Raw genomic sequence first — 14,595 nt, 5'->3', positions numbered from 1 at the left:
GGGCCGTGAACATGAAATAGCCAGTTCAAGGTCCCGGTTTGTTGTTCAAGGTTGCGGGTTCTTGCATGCGGTGCCGGGATCCGGGGCTAGGGCGGCGGACAGAGCTCCGCCGATGCTGGGCGGCGATCCGACCCGGCCCTGTCATCCGTTCACGACCGCCTGTCCGACCTAACAAGGTCGCCATACCTCCCGGCGGCTCCGCGATAGCTGCGTCCTTCCCCTGGTCGGGGTGGTGTGGGTCAAGTGTCGAAGATCCCGAAGGGACGCCGAAGGCGCACTTGACGCACGCCGCCCCGACCAGCACCCTCAAGCAGCCGGAGACGCCAACCACACCGACCCGACCCCCGAACCACCCGCATCGCGTGCCGAGCGCAACCACCCGCCCCCATCCCCGCCGTACACACCTAGATGATCGGCGTCTCCGGAATGCTCGCCTTCGGGGCCGCACCTTCCGCCCCAGTTGCTTCGTCGACATCGATGCGATCGGTCCAGCGTTGGTCGGGGTCGGGTTGCGGGATCGAGTCCAGCAGGAGCCGGGTATACGGATGCGACGGCTCATGCATGACCGTATCGACGGGCCCTCGCTCCACGATCACGCCCTTCGTGATGACCATGACGGACCCGCCCAGGTAGTAGACAGTTGACAGGTCATGCGTGATGAACAGGGTCGTCATCCCATGATCGCGCTGGAAATCGAGCAGGATGTTCAGGAACAGCTTGCGCACCTGGGCATCCAGCATCGACACCGGCTCGTCCGCGATGATGAACGCGGGCCGCAGCATATGCACCCGGGCGAGCATGACCCGTTGCCGTTGCCCACCAGACAACTGATGCGGATACCGCCCCAGCACCCGCTCCGGTTCCAGCTTCACCGCCCGAAGCGACTCCTCGATCAACTCCAAACCGGCAGCCCGCGACGACGCCAGCCCAAACTTCTTCACCGCCTTCCAGAGCACCCGATCCACTCGATAGAACGGGTTGAAGATTGCATACGGATCCTGGAAGACCGGCTGCACATTACGCCGATAGTCGTCGTACTCGGCCCGACTCAGCTTGAAGATATCCTTCCCGCCGTACAGCACGCTCCCCGCGGACGGCTTCTGCAGTCCGAGCACGTGCCGGGCGATCGTGCTCTTACCGCTTCCGCTCTGCCCAACCAGGCTCACCACCTGCGCCGGGTCCGCGGCCAGCGTAAAGCTCGCGTCGTCAACCGCTGTCAGGTACCCGCCAGGCGTCCCCCGCGCATGGAATCGTTGCTCAACGCCCCTGAGTTCGATCGTCTTGGTCACGATGCCCTCCGTCCGACCCGTGGGATGGACTCGATCAGTTCCCGGGTGTAGTCGTGCCGCGGATCCTTGAACACCTGCCGTACGTCGCCGACCTCGACCAGCCGGCCGTCGTACATAACTGCAACTCGATCCACCAGCTGGGCATGAACCCCCATGTCGTGTGAGATCACCATCAACGTGACCCCGAAGTCGGCCCGCAGATCAGCCAGCGATTGCAGGATCACCCGCTGGATCGTCACGTCGAGCGCTGTGGTCGGCTCGTCCGCGATCACCAGATCCGGTTCCAGCGCGACGCAGATCGCCATCAGCACCCGCTGCTTCATCCCGCCGGACAACTCGTGCGGGTACATCCGGGCCACCCGCGGTTCCAGGCCGACCTGGCCGAGCAGCCGCGGGATCAGCTCACCCAACACCGGTTTCCGATCCGGCGCGTGCTCGAGGATCACGTCCCGGAACTGGTCCTGGATCCGCATCACCGGGTTGAGCGAGCTCATCGATCCCTGCGGGAGATAGGAGAGCGCGCTCCACCGCAGTACCCGGAGCTCCTCCCCCGACACCTTCAGCAGATCGACCGGCGAGCGGCCCTTCGGGTGGAAGAGGGCGCTCCCCGCCGTCACCCGGCCGGGCGGTTTGAGCAACCGCAGCAACGCCACCGCCAGCGTGCTCTTGCCGCTCCCGGACTCCCCCGCGATGCCGAGGATCTCGCCCCGGCGGACCGCGAGATCCAGTCCTTCGACGGCCGTCACATCACCGCGGTTGGTCGCGTACTTCACCTCGAGGCCGGAGATCTCCAGCACGGTCTCGTCACTCACCGGCGACTCCTCTCGCCGTGGGTTGTAGACCTCTTCGAGCCCGATGTTGACCATGTTCAGCGCCGCGAACAGCAGCGTGAGCAGCCCGATCGGCACCACGAACATCGGCCACGCCCCGAGCGTCAGCGCCCCGGTGCTGATCGCGCTGAAGATGATCTGGCCGAGGTCGATCACGCCACCCGGCCCGAGCCCGATCACCTCCAGCCCGACCAGGCCGAAGATCGCGCCGAGCGCCGACGAGGCGAACCCGACCCCGATGAACGGCAGCAGGTTCGGCAGCAGTTCGGTGAAGATGATCTCCAGGTCCCGCGCCTTGGTCACCCGGGCCAGGTCGACGTACGGGCGGGACCGCAGGCTGAGCACCTGGGACCGGATCGTCTTCGCCGCGAACGGCCAGCTGAAGATCGAGATCATCACCCCGACCTGGAACAGGCTGACGTCCTTCGCGTACGCCGACAGCGCGATCAGCAACGGGAACGTCGGGATCACCAGCAGGATCCCGGTGAAGGTGGACAGGATCCCGTCCACCCAACCGCCCTTGTACCCGGCCACGAACGCCACGATCACGCCCACCACAGTCGAGATCACCCCGGCGATCGCGCCGATCTGCAGCGACACCGACATCGCGCTGACCACCATCGCCAGCACGTCCCGGCCGTACTGGTCGGTCCCGAGCAGGTGCCCCGGCGACGGCACCAGCCACTTCTCGTACGCCGCCACCTCGAGCGGATCCGTCCCGCCGCCGATCGCCTTCACGATCAACGGGCTGAAGACGGCGAGCAACACCATCAACCCCAGCACGATCAGCCCGGTGGCCAACCGCCGGCTGCGCCGGACGGTCCGCAGGGCAGCTGTCAGCAGTCTCATCGCCATCACTTCCAGTACTTGACCCGAGGGTCAAGCAACGGGAGCAGGAGATCGAGCAGCAAGACAGCGGTGAGCACGGAGAAGATCGCCATGTCGGTCACCCCGAGAATCGTGTTGAAGTCGAGTTGCCGGATCGCGGTGACCAGCGTCGTCCCGAGTCCGGGGTAGTTGAACAACTGCTCCACCAGGACGTTGCCGTTGAAGATGAAGCCCAGCGAGATGCCGAACGCGGTCACCTGCGGCAGGTAGCAGTTCCGCAGCGCGTAGCGGGTCAGGATCCGCCACGGTTTGAGGCCCTTCGCCTCGGCGTACACCAGATAGTCCTCGCCGAGGATGGGGATCATCAGCATCCGGGTGGACAGGATCCAGCCGAAGGTGCCGATCACCACCACCGACAACCCCGGCAGCAGCCCGTATTTCAGCACGCTGCCGATGAAGTCCAGGCTGAGGCCGGGACTCAGGTTCGAGTCGTACGCCGATCGCGCCGGGAGCACCCCAAGGCTGTACGCGAACACGTAGACCAGGATCAGCGCGACGAAGAAGAACGGGACGTGGGCGAGCGCGATCGACAGGTTGGTGGCGACCGCGGATCCGAGCTTGCCCCGCCGCCAGCCGGCGATCGCGCCGATGACGATGCCGAGCACCCAGGCCAGCACGGCGGAGACGCCGAGCAGACCGATTGTCCACGGCAACGACTGCAGGATCACGTCCTGCGCCGGGGTCGGGTAGGCGATCAGGGACGGTCCCAGATCCCCTTCCAGCACGAGGTTCTTCAGGTGCTTCAGGTACTGCGAGAAGATGTTGCCGTCCAGCCCGAACTCGGCCCGGTAGCGGCCGATCACCTCCGCGCTGACCTGCTGGTTGTAGACGTAGTTCTGCTCCAGGGTCTGCATCAGCGTCCGGATCGGGTCGCCGGGGATGAGCCGGAAGAAGAAGAACGCGATGGTGAGCGCTCCCCACAGTTCGACCAGGTAGATACCGAACCGCCGGATCGCGTACGCCGCCAGCGGATGCCGGGACAACCACGCCCTGACCGCGGTCTTGGGCGTGGTGTCCTTCGATGACTCCTCGACAGCGGCGACCGGCGGTGCCTCCGCCGTCACGCCGGTCCTTTCTGGCCCGTCGCCTTGAGTCTGCCGAGGACGAAGATGAAGTGCGGCCACCAGTTCAGCGGCACCTGGTACAGGTCGTCGTCGGTCGGCCACCCGGTCCAGAACGTGGTGTTGAAGAACGACGGGTAGCCGGTCTGGATCACCGGGACGAGCGGCAGCTTCTGGAAGTAGATCTCCAGCGCCTGGTCCAGCAGCGGCTTCGCCTCGGGGCTGGTCGGATCCAGCTGGGCGAGCTTCGCCGACAGCTGGTCGAGCTGCGGGTCCCGGAAGCGCATCTTGTTCAGGTTGACCGCGTTCTTGCCGACCGGCTTGGCCTTCGAGCTCTCCCAGTCCATGTAGAGCTGCTCGGGGTCGAACGAGAACCCGGCCCACATCGAGTCGATGTCGTACTCGCCGCGCTGGAGCTTCTCGTCGTGCACCGACCCGCTCAGGCTGCGCAACGTGGTCGGCACCCCGGCCTTGATCAGCTCGGCCTTGATCAGGTTGGCGATCGCGTACTCGCCGCCGTTGACGTCGGACGGAGTGATCATCTCCAGGTTGATCTCCTTGCCCTTGTACATCCGCTTGCCGCCGGCGCCCTTGGGCGCGATCTCGTCCAGCAGCTGGGTGGCCTTGTCCGGGCTGAACTCGAACTTGTACTTGTCCGCCAGCTCGTCGTTCTTCCACTTGTCGTTGCTCGGGTAGTCCGCCCACGGATAGATCGCCGGCGGCACCTTCACCTGCCAGACCGAATCGCCGATCTTCTGCCGGTCGATCAGGTAGTTGATCGCCCAGTGCATCTTCGGTTCCGCCATCACCCCGCGGGCCGGGTCGTTGTTCAGCCACAGCACCCGTGGGTTCGGGTCGTGGAACTGGGTTGTGACCAGGTTCGGGTAGCCCTGGTTGGTCAGCTGCTTGGCGTGCTCGGCGTCGATCGAGCCGACGTCGAACTCCGCCTTCTCGAACCCCAGCGCCGCCTGGTCGGCCTGCTTCGAGGTGCTCTGGAAGATCGCGTACTGCGGCGCCGGGTCCAGCCTGTCCTTGGCCCAGTAGTCCGGGTTCTTCTTCCAGACGAACATCTTCAGGTTGCGGATCGGCTTGTCCAGCACGTACGGCCCGGTCCGGATCGGCGGGTTCGCCTTGAACCGGGTCGGGTCCTGCCCGCGCCAGATGTGCTCGGGCAGGATCTCGTACAGCGGCGCCGCGATGGCGGCGACGAAGCCGTAGTGCAGTCGCGGGGTCGGCTTGGTCATCTTGATGACCGCGGTCTGCGCGTCCGGCGTCTCGACCGTCTTGACGAAGTCGGACAGGTCGCCACCGCCGCCGAGCAGGTCGCGACGATCGCGGAGCAGCTCGACGGTGAACTTGAAGTCCTTCGACGTGAACGGCTGGCCGTCGCTCCACTTCGCCTTGGGGTCGAACTTGAAGGTGAGCTCGGTGTGGTTGTCGTTGTACTTGTACTCGGTGGCCAGCCACGCCTTCAGCTCACCGGTGGCGAGGTTCAGGTAGAACAGCGCCTCCATCGCCAGCGACTCCAGGCCGGCGCTGGCGGGGGCGCCGTTCGGGATCAGCCGGTTCCAGCTGTCGAACACCGTGTACTCGACCTGCGCGATGATGACCGTCTGGTCCCGCGGGGTCGGGATGTTCGCCTTGCCGATCTGGACCGACTTGGTGGCGGCGGGCTGGTTGGCCGGTTTGTCGGAGTACGAGCCGCCGCTGTCGGTACAGGCGGCGAGGAGTCCGGTCAGGCCGAGGGCGGCACTCCCGCCGATCATGCTCCGGCGGCTGAGTTGATATTTCAGGACGTCCGCGACGTCCTCGAACTGCGGGCGGGTGTTCACCAGCTGGCTCCCTTCGAGCGAGGCAGATGTGACGAACGGCATCTCCAGTTCGATTGCCCTGGGTCCGATGTCACTCCCCGGAACGTTGCTCGGACTATAAGTAGCGTTGACAACGTTGGCAAGAGTTCATTGCCACGTTGGAGCAGTGAGGTTATATCCGCAGATCAGTCGATATACCAACCCCTGACAACGATGGTTCGCTCTCCGTGACAAACGGCGGACAGCTCCCCCGCTTGGAACGTCACACGGCACGTCACACGGTGACCGGGTTCGATCTGCGGAAGGGCCGCGGACCAGCCCGGCCTAGTTGAGAAATCGCAGAAGGAACGTAGGGGGAGAAAGATGACGAGTACGGCTGTGGACTACACCGCGATCAAGGCAAAGCAGCGGACCGGGTGGGAGACCGGGGACTATCCCCGGGTCGGCAACACGCTGCAGATCATCGCCGAGTTGCTGGTCGAGGCCGCCGACATCCGGGCCGGGCAACGCGCTCTGGACGTCGCCTGTGGTCAGGGCAACGCGGCGATCGCGGCGGCCCGCCGGTTCGCCGAGGCGACCGGGGTCGACTACGCGGCCAATCTGCTCGCGCAGGGCCGGGAGCGGGCGATCGCCGAGCATCTGCCGGTGACGTTCACGGAGGGGGATGCCGAGGAGCTGCCGGCACCGGACGCGTCGTACGACGTGGTGCTCAGCACGGTCGGCGTGATGTTCGCGCCGGACCACCAGCGGGCGGCCGACGAACTGGTCCGGGTGACGAAGCCGGGCGGCAAGATCGCGCTGGCCTGCTGGACTCCGGCCGGCATGATCGGGCAGATGTTCAAGGTGGTCGCGAAGTGGGCGCCGCCGCCGGCCGGGGTGAAGCCGCCGACGCTGTGGGGCACCGAGGAGCACCTGGCCGAGCTGTTCGGCGATCGGGTCGAGTGGACCGCGCAGAAGCGCGATTACGTGTTCAGGTACCGCTCGCCGGAGCACTTCTCCGATTGGTTCCGGCAGTTCTACGGACCGATCACCAAGCTGGCCGGTACGTTGCCGGAGGAGGATCTGGTCCAGTTCGCCGCCGAGCTGGCCGACGTACCGCGCAGCTTCAACCGGGCCGACGACGGCACCGTCGCAGCCACCGCGGAGTACCTCGAAGCGGTCGGCATCAAGAGGTGACGCCGGAGGCGCCCCTAGTGTCAGACTGACGGGCGGGGGGTGAGTTCGATGGTGGGGACGATTCGGCTGCTCGGGCCGCCGGCGATCGAACGCGGGGGCGTTCCGGTCCGGTCGCCGCGCGGGCGGAAGGCGTGGGCGTTGCTCGGGTACGTCGTCCTCGCGGACCGGCCGCCGAGCCGGAAACGCCTTGCGGAGTTGCTGTTCGCGGACGCCGACGACCCGTTGGGGGCGTTGCGGTGGGCGCTGGCCGAACTGCGCCGCGCCCTCGGTGTATCGGACGTGCTCACCGGCGATCCGGTGGTCGCGGGGCTGGACGGGACGATGACCGTCGACGTCCAGGAACTCCTCGCGACTCCGGCCTTTGGGTCATCGCTGCTCGAGGTGCGGGGTGAGTTGCTCGAGGGGGTCGAGCTGGCCTCGTGTCCGGAGTTCGAGTCGTGGTTGCTGGTGGAGCGGCTGCGGCTGTCCGCCGCTGTCGAGGCGCGGCTCCGGGAGGCGGCGGTGTCCCTGGTGGCGGCCGGCCGGGCGCGGGAAGCGATTCCGTACGCGTCCCGGGCGGTCGCCACGAATCCGCTGGAACAGGGGAATCACGAACTGCTGGTCCGGAGCCTCGCGGTCTCGGGAGACCGGTCCGCGGCGTTGCGGCAGGTCGCGGCCTGCGAGGACCTGCTCCGGCGCGAGCTCGGGATCGAGGCGTCGCCCGCGCTTCGGCAGGCCTCGACGGTCGGACCGGACTCCCCCACCGAACTGCCGTTGGGCGGCCGGGCGGCAGCGGTCAGCCAGCTCGAAGCCGGCCGCGCCGCGATCGTCGCCGGGGCGGCCGACGCCGGTCTGCAGTGCCTTCGGCGAGCGGTCTCTGAAGCGGCCCACTGTCACGACGCCGGCCTACAAGCGCGGGCTCTCGCGGCTCTCGGTGGCGCGCTCGTGCACGCGATCCGCGGCCACGACGAGGAGGGCGCGATCGTCCTGCACGAGGCGATCCTGATCGCGGAGCAGGCCGGTGACCGCGCCACCTCGGTCGCGGCGCATCGGGAGCTGGGTTTCGTCGAGGTCCAGGCCGGCCGCCGGAACACCGCCGAGATCTGGCTGGCGAAGGCGCAGGCGCTGGCCGAGACCGACGAGGAGCAGTCGGCCATCCTCGGCGTACGGGGGATGAACTCGTCGGATCAGGCCGACTATCCGGCCGCGCTGGAGCAGCTCGGTGAGTCGGCCGAACTGGCCGCACGGGCCGGTGATCCTCGGCAGCAGGCCTGGTCGTTGTCGATTCTCGGCCGGGCGCATCTGCTCCGGGCCGAGCACAGCCAGGCCGCCGCGGTCGTTGCCGAGTCGCTCGAACTGGTCCGGCAGCAGCGCTGGATCGCCTTCCTGCCTTGGCCGCAGGCGCTGACCGCCGAACTCGACTTCCGGGCCGGCCGGCTCGACCAGGCGGCGGACGGTTTCGAGCAGTCGTGGACGCTGGGCTGCCAGCTCAACGACCCTTGCTGGGAAGGGATGGCGGGGCGTGGGCTCGGGCTGCTGAGCGCGGATCGCGGCGACTACCGTTCGTCGGTCGACTGGCTCGACCAGGCGATCAAGCGATCCAGCCGCGAACCGGATCGCTACCAATGGGTCCACGCGCATGTTCTCGACGCCGCGATCGACCTCGCGCTCGACCGGTCCGACGATGAGCGCGCCCGGCGGTTGCTCCCCCGGCTCGCCGCTCTCGCCGCTCGGTGCGACATGCGAGAACTCGTCGTCCGGGCTCACCTTCACGCCGCCCGCCTCGGGGATGCCCGAGCCGTCGGCGCAGCCCGTTCGCTCGCGGCCGGAATCGACAACCCGGCCCTTACTCCGCTCGTGGGCTGAAGCTGTCGAAGGTCGTGTCGACAAGGAGTTCCGAGGCGCGCGATGGGTTGTCGAGGACGGCGAGGATGACGTGGCGGTGCGACCACCGACCGGCCGACCAGGCCAGCGCCTTGGCCAGGCCGTTGAAGGTGGCGGCGTGCGGTTCGCCGTTCTCGTCCACCCACCAGGAGACGTCGACGCCGTCGACGGCCAGCTCCTCGTGTTCCCACCAGGTGTCCGGCACCTCGGGGACCAGCTCTCGGACGATCGCCGGGGTGTCGGCCGGCGTTCCCTCGGTCTCGATCTTGCCGGCGGCAACTTCCGAGGCCATCGGTACTTCGAACAGGTCGCTCACCCCGTCCGCGACCGCCCCGGACGCCACCACGAACCCACCCAGATCCTCGCGCTGCAACCACATCGGCCCGTCGACCACCACGGCATCCGCGGCCGCCACGACCCGGCTCAGTTCGTCGTCGCCGAGCACCCGCACGTACTCCGGTGCCGAGTCCGGGAACACGGTCAGCGACCCGAGCTGACTCCAGAGTCGCAGGATCGCGGCCTCCTCGACCTCTCGGTCCGGTTCGGCGAGCCGGTCGAGCAGTTGACCGATCCCGTCCACGTCCAGATCGGCGACCGTCCGGACCAGCCCGACCGCCGTACGGATCTCCGGATCGAGCCGGGCCGTCCACTCCGGCGCCGGATCGAGGAAAGTCGCCAGCACCGGATCCGCCTCGGGATCCGCGCGACCCGCCAACGGCTCACCGTCCGGCAGCAGGACCCGATCCCTGATCCACCAGGCCGCGTACGACGGGACGCCGAGCGGGCGGTCGTCCGGACCGACCACCCGGACCTGACCGACCAGTGCACGCCGCAGCTCGGGCGACGACCCGAACAGTTCGAGCACCCGCGGCCAGGCGCCATCCGTGATCCAGTCCAGGTCGCGAACGGCCTGAAGCTCACCGACCGTCGCGCCGTACCGCGAACCGTCGGGCGCGACGTCATCGGCCCAGTCCTCGATCCCATCCAGGTCGGCCAATGCCTCGGGGAGTGCGTCCAGAGTGACGTCCGATGCGGAGACGACCGTGAGTGTGTTCAGTACGCCGACCGCTTCGAGCGGGGCGTGTCCGTACCGATCGACGAGGGCCCGGTCGATCGGGGCGACCTCCTCGTCGTCGAGCACGGCCTCGGCTGCCGATCCGGGGAACACCAACGCGTTCGCCGGAACCAGTTCGCCGTCGGCATCTCGTAGTACCAGGTCGGACAGCCACCACATGCCGTCGGCCTGGGACGGGTCCACCGCGATCACGTCCAGCACCGCCTCGGCGATCGCGGCCGGGTCGTCGGCGTCCGCGGAGTGCTCGACCGCCGTACGAACCGCGCTGTCCTCGAGCAACGTTCTCGGCGTCGCGGGGAGCGCACCCAACCGCTCCAGGGACTCGTGCACCGCATCCGGGTGCACCACGCGTACGCCGTACTCGCCGAAGGTCGCCAGTACGTCGTTCGGGAGCTCGCGTCCCGGCAGGAGAAGGCCACGTGCACCACGGACGAGACGGCCATCGGCAAGCGGTACCGGAAGAGTTCCGAGGGCCTCCCGGAGCAGTGGATCGGTGACCATCCCGGAGAGCGCTGCGTAGGTCTCACGCCACCACTCGGGCCGGCGGTTCTCGGCCGCCGAGCCGAGTTGATCCACCAGCTCGGCGAGGTCGAGACGCCTTACCCGCAAGGCATCCAGGGCGACCCGGCTCTGTCTGGTCGAGCGGACGAGCCCACGGACGATCGGCGCGAGCACCGCGTTGAAGGCATCGTCAGAGCCCTCGACCACGACCGCATCGCGGGGCTGGAGCAGGGTGCCGTCGTCGACCGCGCGGATCAGCGGCGTACCGGGGAGCTCGGCGATGATTGCCTCGCGCAACGCCCCGTCGACGGTGCCGGCGGCGAGCCCGGTCGGCACGTACGCGAGAACGTCGGCCCCGTCCTCGGCGCGGGCCTGGAGCAACTCGGCGTACGCTAGCGCGGCTTCCCGGACCAGCCAGTCGGTCAGCAGACCCTTGGCGACATGCCGGCGGGTCGAGTCCAGCGGGAAGGTTGCCAACAGCAACGCAGGGAGCGACAACGGCTCGTCCGTCGGCGTCGGCGCATGCACGATCCGCGGTACGCCGACCTCGGGGTTCTGCGGCAACGCCCAGAGCACGGACCAGTACGGCCGGGAACGTTCTTCGGTCGGCCGGTCCGCGAGCAGGAGCTCTCTTTCGCTCTCGTCGAAGGTGCCGACGGCTCGTCGGACGTACCAGCGCGACTCCGCGTCGGCGAGCACACGGACCTCGCCGTCGACCTCGACCTCGATCCGCTCCAGCCCCGGCAGGGCGAGCAGCAACGCGTCGTCGGCCTCAGCGAGCAGGCGCCGTACGAGCTCCGTCGCCGCGTCATCGCGCAGCGGGAGGATCACGGCCGTGTCGTAGCCCTCCGGCGGCTCCCCTTCGGCCGGGAACGGCAGCCGCAGTACCGGCACTTGACCGTCGCGCCGCCGTAGTTCGGTGTCGAGACCGGACGACCCCAGTGCCGTGATTGCCGCTGCGGTATCCGCCAGCGAGAACCGCACCCCACCGGTCCTCGACAGAATCACCGGCTCGTCGGTCACCGCGAGAACGGCCGAGAACCCCACCCCGAACCGCCCGACCGCGCTCTGCCCGTCGTCCCGCTTGGCCGACGCCCGCAACGTGGCCAGCGACTCGACCCCGTCGGCCGACAACGGCGCACCCGTGTTCGCCACCACGAGCGTCCCGTCCCGAAACGAGAACCGCACCCGCCCCGGTACGCCGGCCCGCGCAGCCGCGTCCGCCGCGTTCTGGGCCAGCTCGACGACCACCCGGTCCAGGTATCCGCCGAGCGCCAGCTCCTCCTCGGCGTTCGCATCCTCCCTGAACCGCACCGGCGCCGCCGCCCACCCAGCCAGCACGCGCTCCCTGACCACCCGGGTCCCAAAACCATCGCTCACCCCAGGAGCCTATCCGGCGGATAGGGTGTACCTGTGATCTCGCCCGGCACTCGCTACGTCGCGCTCGGAAGCTCCTTCGCCGCGGGACCCGGTATCAAACCGGTGCTGGACAAGGCCGCCGGACGCTCGGCGCGCAACTATCCACATCTGGTGGCCGAGGCGCTCGGGCTGGATCTCGTCGACGTCACCTACTCAGGTGCCACGACGGCGCACATCCTCTCCGAAGCCCAGGACGAGGCACCGCCGCAGATCGATGCCGTCGGCCCGGAAACCGGGCTGGTCACGATCACTGCCGGCGGCAACGACCTGGAGTACATTGGGACGTTCATCCGCGGCAGCATGCTGAACACGTGGGCGAAACCCGCGACCCTGCTCGGCCGCCGGGTGGCGAACCGGATCCGCGCCCGGGTCAGCTATCTGAAGGACGACTCCGCGTACGAGACGGTGGCGGACTCGTTGGCCGAGGTGGTGACCAGGGTCCGGGACGCCGCGCCGCGGAGCCGGGTGCTGTTGGTCGACTACCTCGCCTTGATCGGACCGGCCACGCGCCCACGACTCGACGTACCGCTGAACGAGGAGCAGCTCCCCAGCGTCGCGATGATGGCGGACGGGCTCGCTCAGGCCTTCGCCAAAGCCGCCGCGAAGACCGGAGCGGAGCTGGTCGCGGTGGCGGAGCCGAGCAAGGCGCATGCGGTCGGCTCCGCCGAGCCGTGGACGACCGGCTTCCGCATGCGCCCCGGCTCCGTTCCGTACCACCCGAAGGCCGCCGGCATGGCCGCGGTCGCCGAAGCGGTCGTCCACCAACTCGGCACGATCGACTGATCCAGCCCTCCCGGACCCCGGCCGCCCTGGAGCTCAGACGGTTGGCGCCTCGCCCTCCGGGTGGATCTCCACCGGCTGGTTCGCCGGCTTCCCACCAGGGCCGGGCGCCCGGGAGATCCGGGTCGCGATCTCCAGCAGCCGCTCCTCGGATGCCACGTCCAGCACCCAGTAGCCGGCCAGCACTTCCTTCGTCTCGGTGAACGGCCCGTCCGTGACGATCGGCTCCCCGTCGTCCTTCGCCTGCACGGTCCGCATCTGGTCCGGCCCGGACAGCCCGCGTCCCTCGACCCATTCACCCGCAGCCTGCAGTTCCTCGTTGAGGTCGTCCATGTACTGGACCATCGCCTTGATGTCCTGGTCCGACCAGGTCGTCGGCATCTCGTCCCAGCCCTGCTTGTTGCTGTGAATCATCAGCATGTACTTCATGTCAGCTCCCCTTCGTACGGCGTGGTGATCTCAGGCGGGCGCCTGCCCCTCCGGATGGATCTCGACGGGCTGGTTCAGCGGCCGCCCGCCCGGCCCCGGCGTCACTGAGATCTGCCGGGCGATCTCGAGCACCCGGGCCTCGGACGCCACATCGACCACCCAGTAGCCCGCCAGCACTTCCTTGGTCTCGCTGAACGGCCCGTCGGTGACGATCGGCTCGTCGTCGTCCTGCGCCTGGAGGGTCTTCATCTGGTCCGGCCCGGACAGCCCGCGCTCCTCGACCAGTTCCCCCGAGGCCCGCAGTCCGTCGTCCAGCTCGTGCATGTACTGCACCATCGTCTTGACGTCCTGCTCCGACCAGGTGTTCGGCATCTCGTCCCAGTCCTGCTTGTTGCTGAACATCAGCAGCACGTACTTCATCTGCGGCACCTCCTGACACCGGACCGGGTATCCCCGGCCGAGACGCCACCCGGCGCCTCAGCAGCAACGTCGGAGCCGATTCCCGGTTCTCGACAGGCCCAGCCAACCAGGTCAGCTGGACGGTGTGTAGACGTACGGCGTAGTCGTGGTTACGGCCAGAAACCCGAGCCGCTGCAGGATCGGCGAACTGTCGTCCGAGGCGTCCACCTGGAGATACCGGTATCCGAGCTCGATCGCCCGAGCGGCCCGGACGGCGACCAGGGCCTTGTAGATCCCTCGCCCGCGCCACTCCGCCAACGTCGATCCACCCCACAACCCGGTGAAGTCGGTGCCCTTCTTGTACACAGCCCACGCCGCCGCCACCACCCGACCGTCGACTTCCGCGACGAAGACGTCGGTCGGCTCGACGCCTGACCGCCGTACCAGTTCGTCGGCCAGCCAGGACCAGTCCTCACCCCACACTTCGGATTCCATCGCGGCGATCCGCACGAAGTCGGCGTACTCCGTCGTCCGGCGGATGACGACTCCCTCGACCACGTCCCGCCCGCGGAGCCGCTCCACGAGGTCCGCGCTCTCCGCAATGACGACGGTCTCCCGCTCCTCGGACACGAATCCCGCGGCGATCAGCCGATCCGGCAGATCTGCCGGCAGATCGTGGCCGCGCGTCTTCCACTCGACCGGCTGGCCCTTCGCAGCGAAGAAGTCCCGTTGCCGCGCGATCAACGCGTCCAGTTCGTCTCCCGCGAGCCCTTCGAGAGAGCGGTAACTCACGAACCCACGACGCGGATACTCCACCCGGACCACCGGCCCGTCCACGCTCGCCGTCTCCCCCGCGAGCGACTCGCCCCCACCCCGCAACTGCTCGTCGTACGCCGCCAGCAACATCGCAACCCGCTCAGCTTCGATATCAGTCACCTGCGGACTTTCCCACGTCCCCAGATCACCGCGCACCACCATTTTCGAGCCGCGGCCGCAGACCGCCGGCTCCCAGCACGCACGCCGGCCCGCCGTCCAGCACGGCGGGGGGCCTGGCACCCCGCGCCCTCCCGGACG

11 protein-coding genes are annotated in these 14,595 nt (G+C 68.3%); 3 read left to right on the top strand and 8 right to left on the bottom strand.

Features of this window, described 5'->3' with window-relative positions; genetic code table 11:
• Nucleotides 1-404 precede the first annotated feature (404 nt).
• From EV643_RS17190 to EV643_RS17170, 4 genes are read right to left on the bottom strand one after another with little or no spacing between them, the layout of a single operon-like run.
• Nucleotides 405-1,289, bottom strand: coding sequence for an ABC transporter ATP-binding protein (locus EV643_RS17190; RefSeq protein WP_133801075.1), 885 nt, complete (start codon nucleotides 1,287-1,289; stop codon nucleotides 405-407).
• Nucleotides 1,286-2,968 carry a dipeptide/oligopeptide/nickel ABC transporter permease/ATP-binding protein gene (locus EV643_RS45650; RefSeq protein WP_238165632.1) on the bottom strand — a complete coding sequence of 561 codons (1,683 nt, stop codon included), beginning with the start codon at nucleotides 2,966-2,968 and terminating at the stop codon, nucleotides 1,286-1,288. The genes EV643_RS17190 and EV643_RS45650 overlap by 4 nt, the downstream gene beginning before the upstream one ends.
• A 5-nt stretch (nucleotides 2,969-2,973) precedes the next feature.
• Nucleotides 2,974-4,071 (bottom strand): ABC transporter permease, encoded by a 1,098-nt coding sequence (locus EV643_RS17175; protein WP_133801073.1) that lies wholly within the window; start codon nucleotides 4,069-4,071, stop codon nucleotides 2,974-2,976.
• Entirely contained in the window at nucleotides 4,068-5,900 is a 1,833-nt protein-coding gene (locus EV643_RS17170; RefSeq protein WP_238165631.1) for an ABC transporter substrate-binding protein, read from the bottom strand. The genes EV643_RS17175 and EV643_RS17170 overlap by 4 nt, the downstream gene beginning before the upstream one ends.
• Nucleotides 5,901-6,242: 342 nt before the next feature.
• Between EV643_RS17170 and EV643_RS17165 the strand changes: the two genes are divergently transcribed.
• Nucleotides 6,243-7,055: a class I SAM-dependent methyltransferase gene (locus EV643_RS17165; protein WP_133801071.1), complete on the top strand. Its 813-nt coding sequence runs from the start codon at nucleotides 6,243-6,245 to the stop codon at nucleotides 7,053-7,055.
• 48 nt (nucleotides 7,056-7,103) lie between these two features.
• Nucleotides 7,104-8,900 carry an AfsR/SARP family transcriptional regulator gene (locus tag EV643_RS17160; protein ID WP_133801070.1) on the top strand — a complete coding sequence of 599 codons (1,797 nt, stop codon included), beginning with the start codon at nucleotides 7,104-7,106 and terminating at the stop codon, nucleotides 8,898-8,900.
• On the opposite strand, the gene EV643_RS17155 is transcribed toward EV643_RS17160, so the two are convergent.
• Nucleotides 8,881-11,874, bottom strand: coding sequence for a sacsin N-terminal ATP-binding-like domain-containing protein (locus tag EV643_RS17155; protein ID WP_166665463.1), 2,994 nt, complete (start codon nucleotides 11,872-11,874; stop codon nucleotides 8,881-8,883). The two genes, EV643_RS17160 and EV643_RS17155, sit on opposite strands and share 20 nt — an antisense overlap.
• 33 nt (nucleotides 11,875-11,907) lie before the next feature.
• Between EV643_RS17155 and EV643_RS17150 the strand changes: the two genes are divergently transcribed.
• A complete protein-coding gene (locus EV643_RS17150) occupies nucleotides 11,908-12,696 on the top strand; it encodes an SGNH/GDSL hydrolase family protein (RefSeq protein WP_202869582.1) in 789 nt (262 codons plus the stop codon).
• Nucleotides 12,697-12,729: 33 nt separating this feature from the next.
• Here the strand turns inward: EV643_RS17150 and EV643_RS17145 are convergent, their stop codons facing one another.
• From EV643_RS17145 to EV643_RS17135, 3 genes are all read right to left on the bottom strand, one after another.
• Nucleotides 12,730-13,122: a YciI family protein gene (locus tag EV643_RS17145; RefSeq protein WP_133801069.1), complete on the bottom strand. Its 393-nt coding sequence runs from the start codon at nucleotides 13,120-13,122 to the stop codon at nucleotides 12,730-12,732.
• 30 nt (nucleotides 13,123-13,152) lie between these two features.
• Nucleotides 13,153-13,542, bottom strand: coding sequence for a YciI family protein (locus EV643_RS17140; RefSeq protein ID WP_133801068.1), 390 nt, complete (start codon nucleotides 13,540-13,542; stop codon nucleotides 13,153-13,155).
• 111 nt (nucleotides 13,543-13,653) lie between these two features.
• Nucleotides 13,654-14,457 (bottom strand): GNAT family N-acetyltransferase, encoded by an 804-nt coding sequence (locus tag EV643_RS17135; RefSeq protein ID WP_238165630.1) that lies wholly within the window; start codon nucleotides 14,455-14,457, stop codon nucleotides 13,654-13,656.
• Nucleotides 14,458-14,595: the final 138 nt, after the last annotated feature.

Source organism: Kribbella caucasensis (assembly GCF_004361855.1).
GTDB lineage: Bacteria > Actinomycetota > Actinomycetes > Propionibacteriales > Kribbellaceae > Kribbella > Kribbella caucasensis.
This window is presented reverse-complemented; position numbering and strand designations above follow the sequence as displayed.

Excerpts from the sequence above, each read along its gene's own strand:
- EV643_RS17160 (WP_133801070.1), top strand. The coding sequence starts at position 7,104 with ATGGTGGGGACGATTCGGCTGCTCGGGCCGCCGGCGATCGAACGCGGG.
- EV643_RS17165 (WP_133801071.1), top strand. The coding sequence starts at position 6,243 with ATGACGAGTACGGCTGTGGACTACACCGCGATCAAGGCAAAGCAGCGG.
- EV643_RS17140 (WP_133801068.1), bottom strand. The coding sequence starts at position 13,542 with ATGAAGTACGTGCTGCTGATGTTCAGCAACAAGCAGGACTGGGACGAG.
- EV643_RS17145 (WP_133801069.1), bottom strand. The coding sequence starts at position 13,122 with ATGAAGTACATGCTGATGATTCACAGCAACAAGCAGGGCTGGGACGAG.
- EV643_RS45650 (WP_238165632.1), bottom strand. The coding sequence starts at position 2,968 with ATGAGACTGCTGACAGCTGCCCTGCGGACCGTCCGGCGCAGCCGGCGG.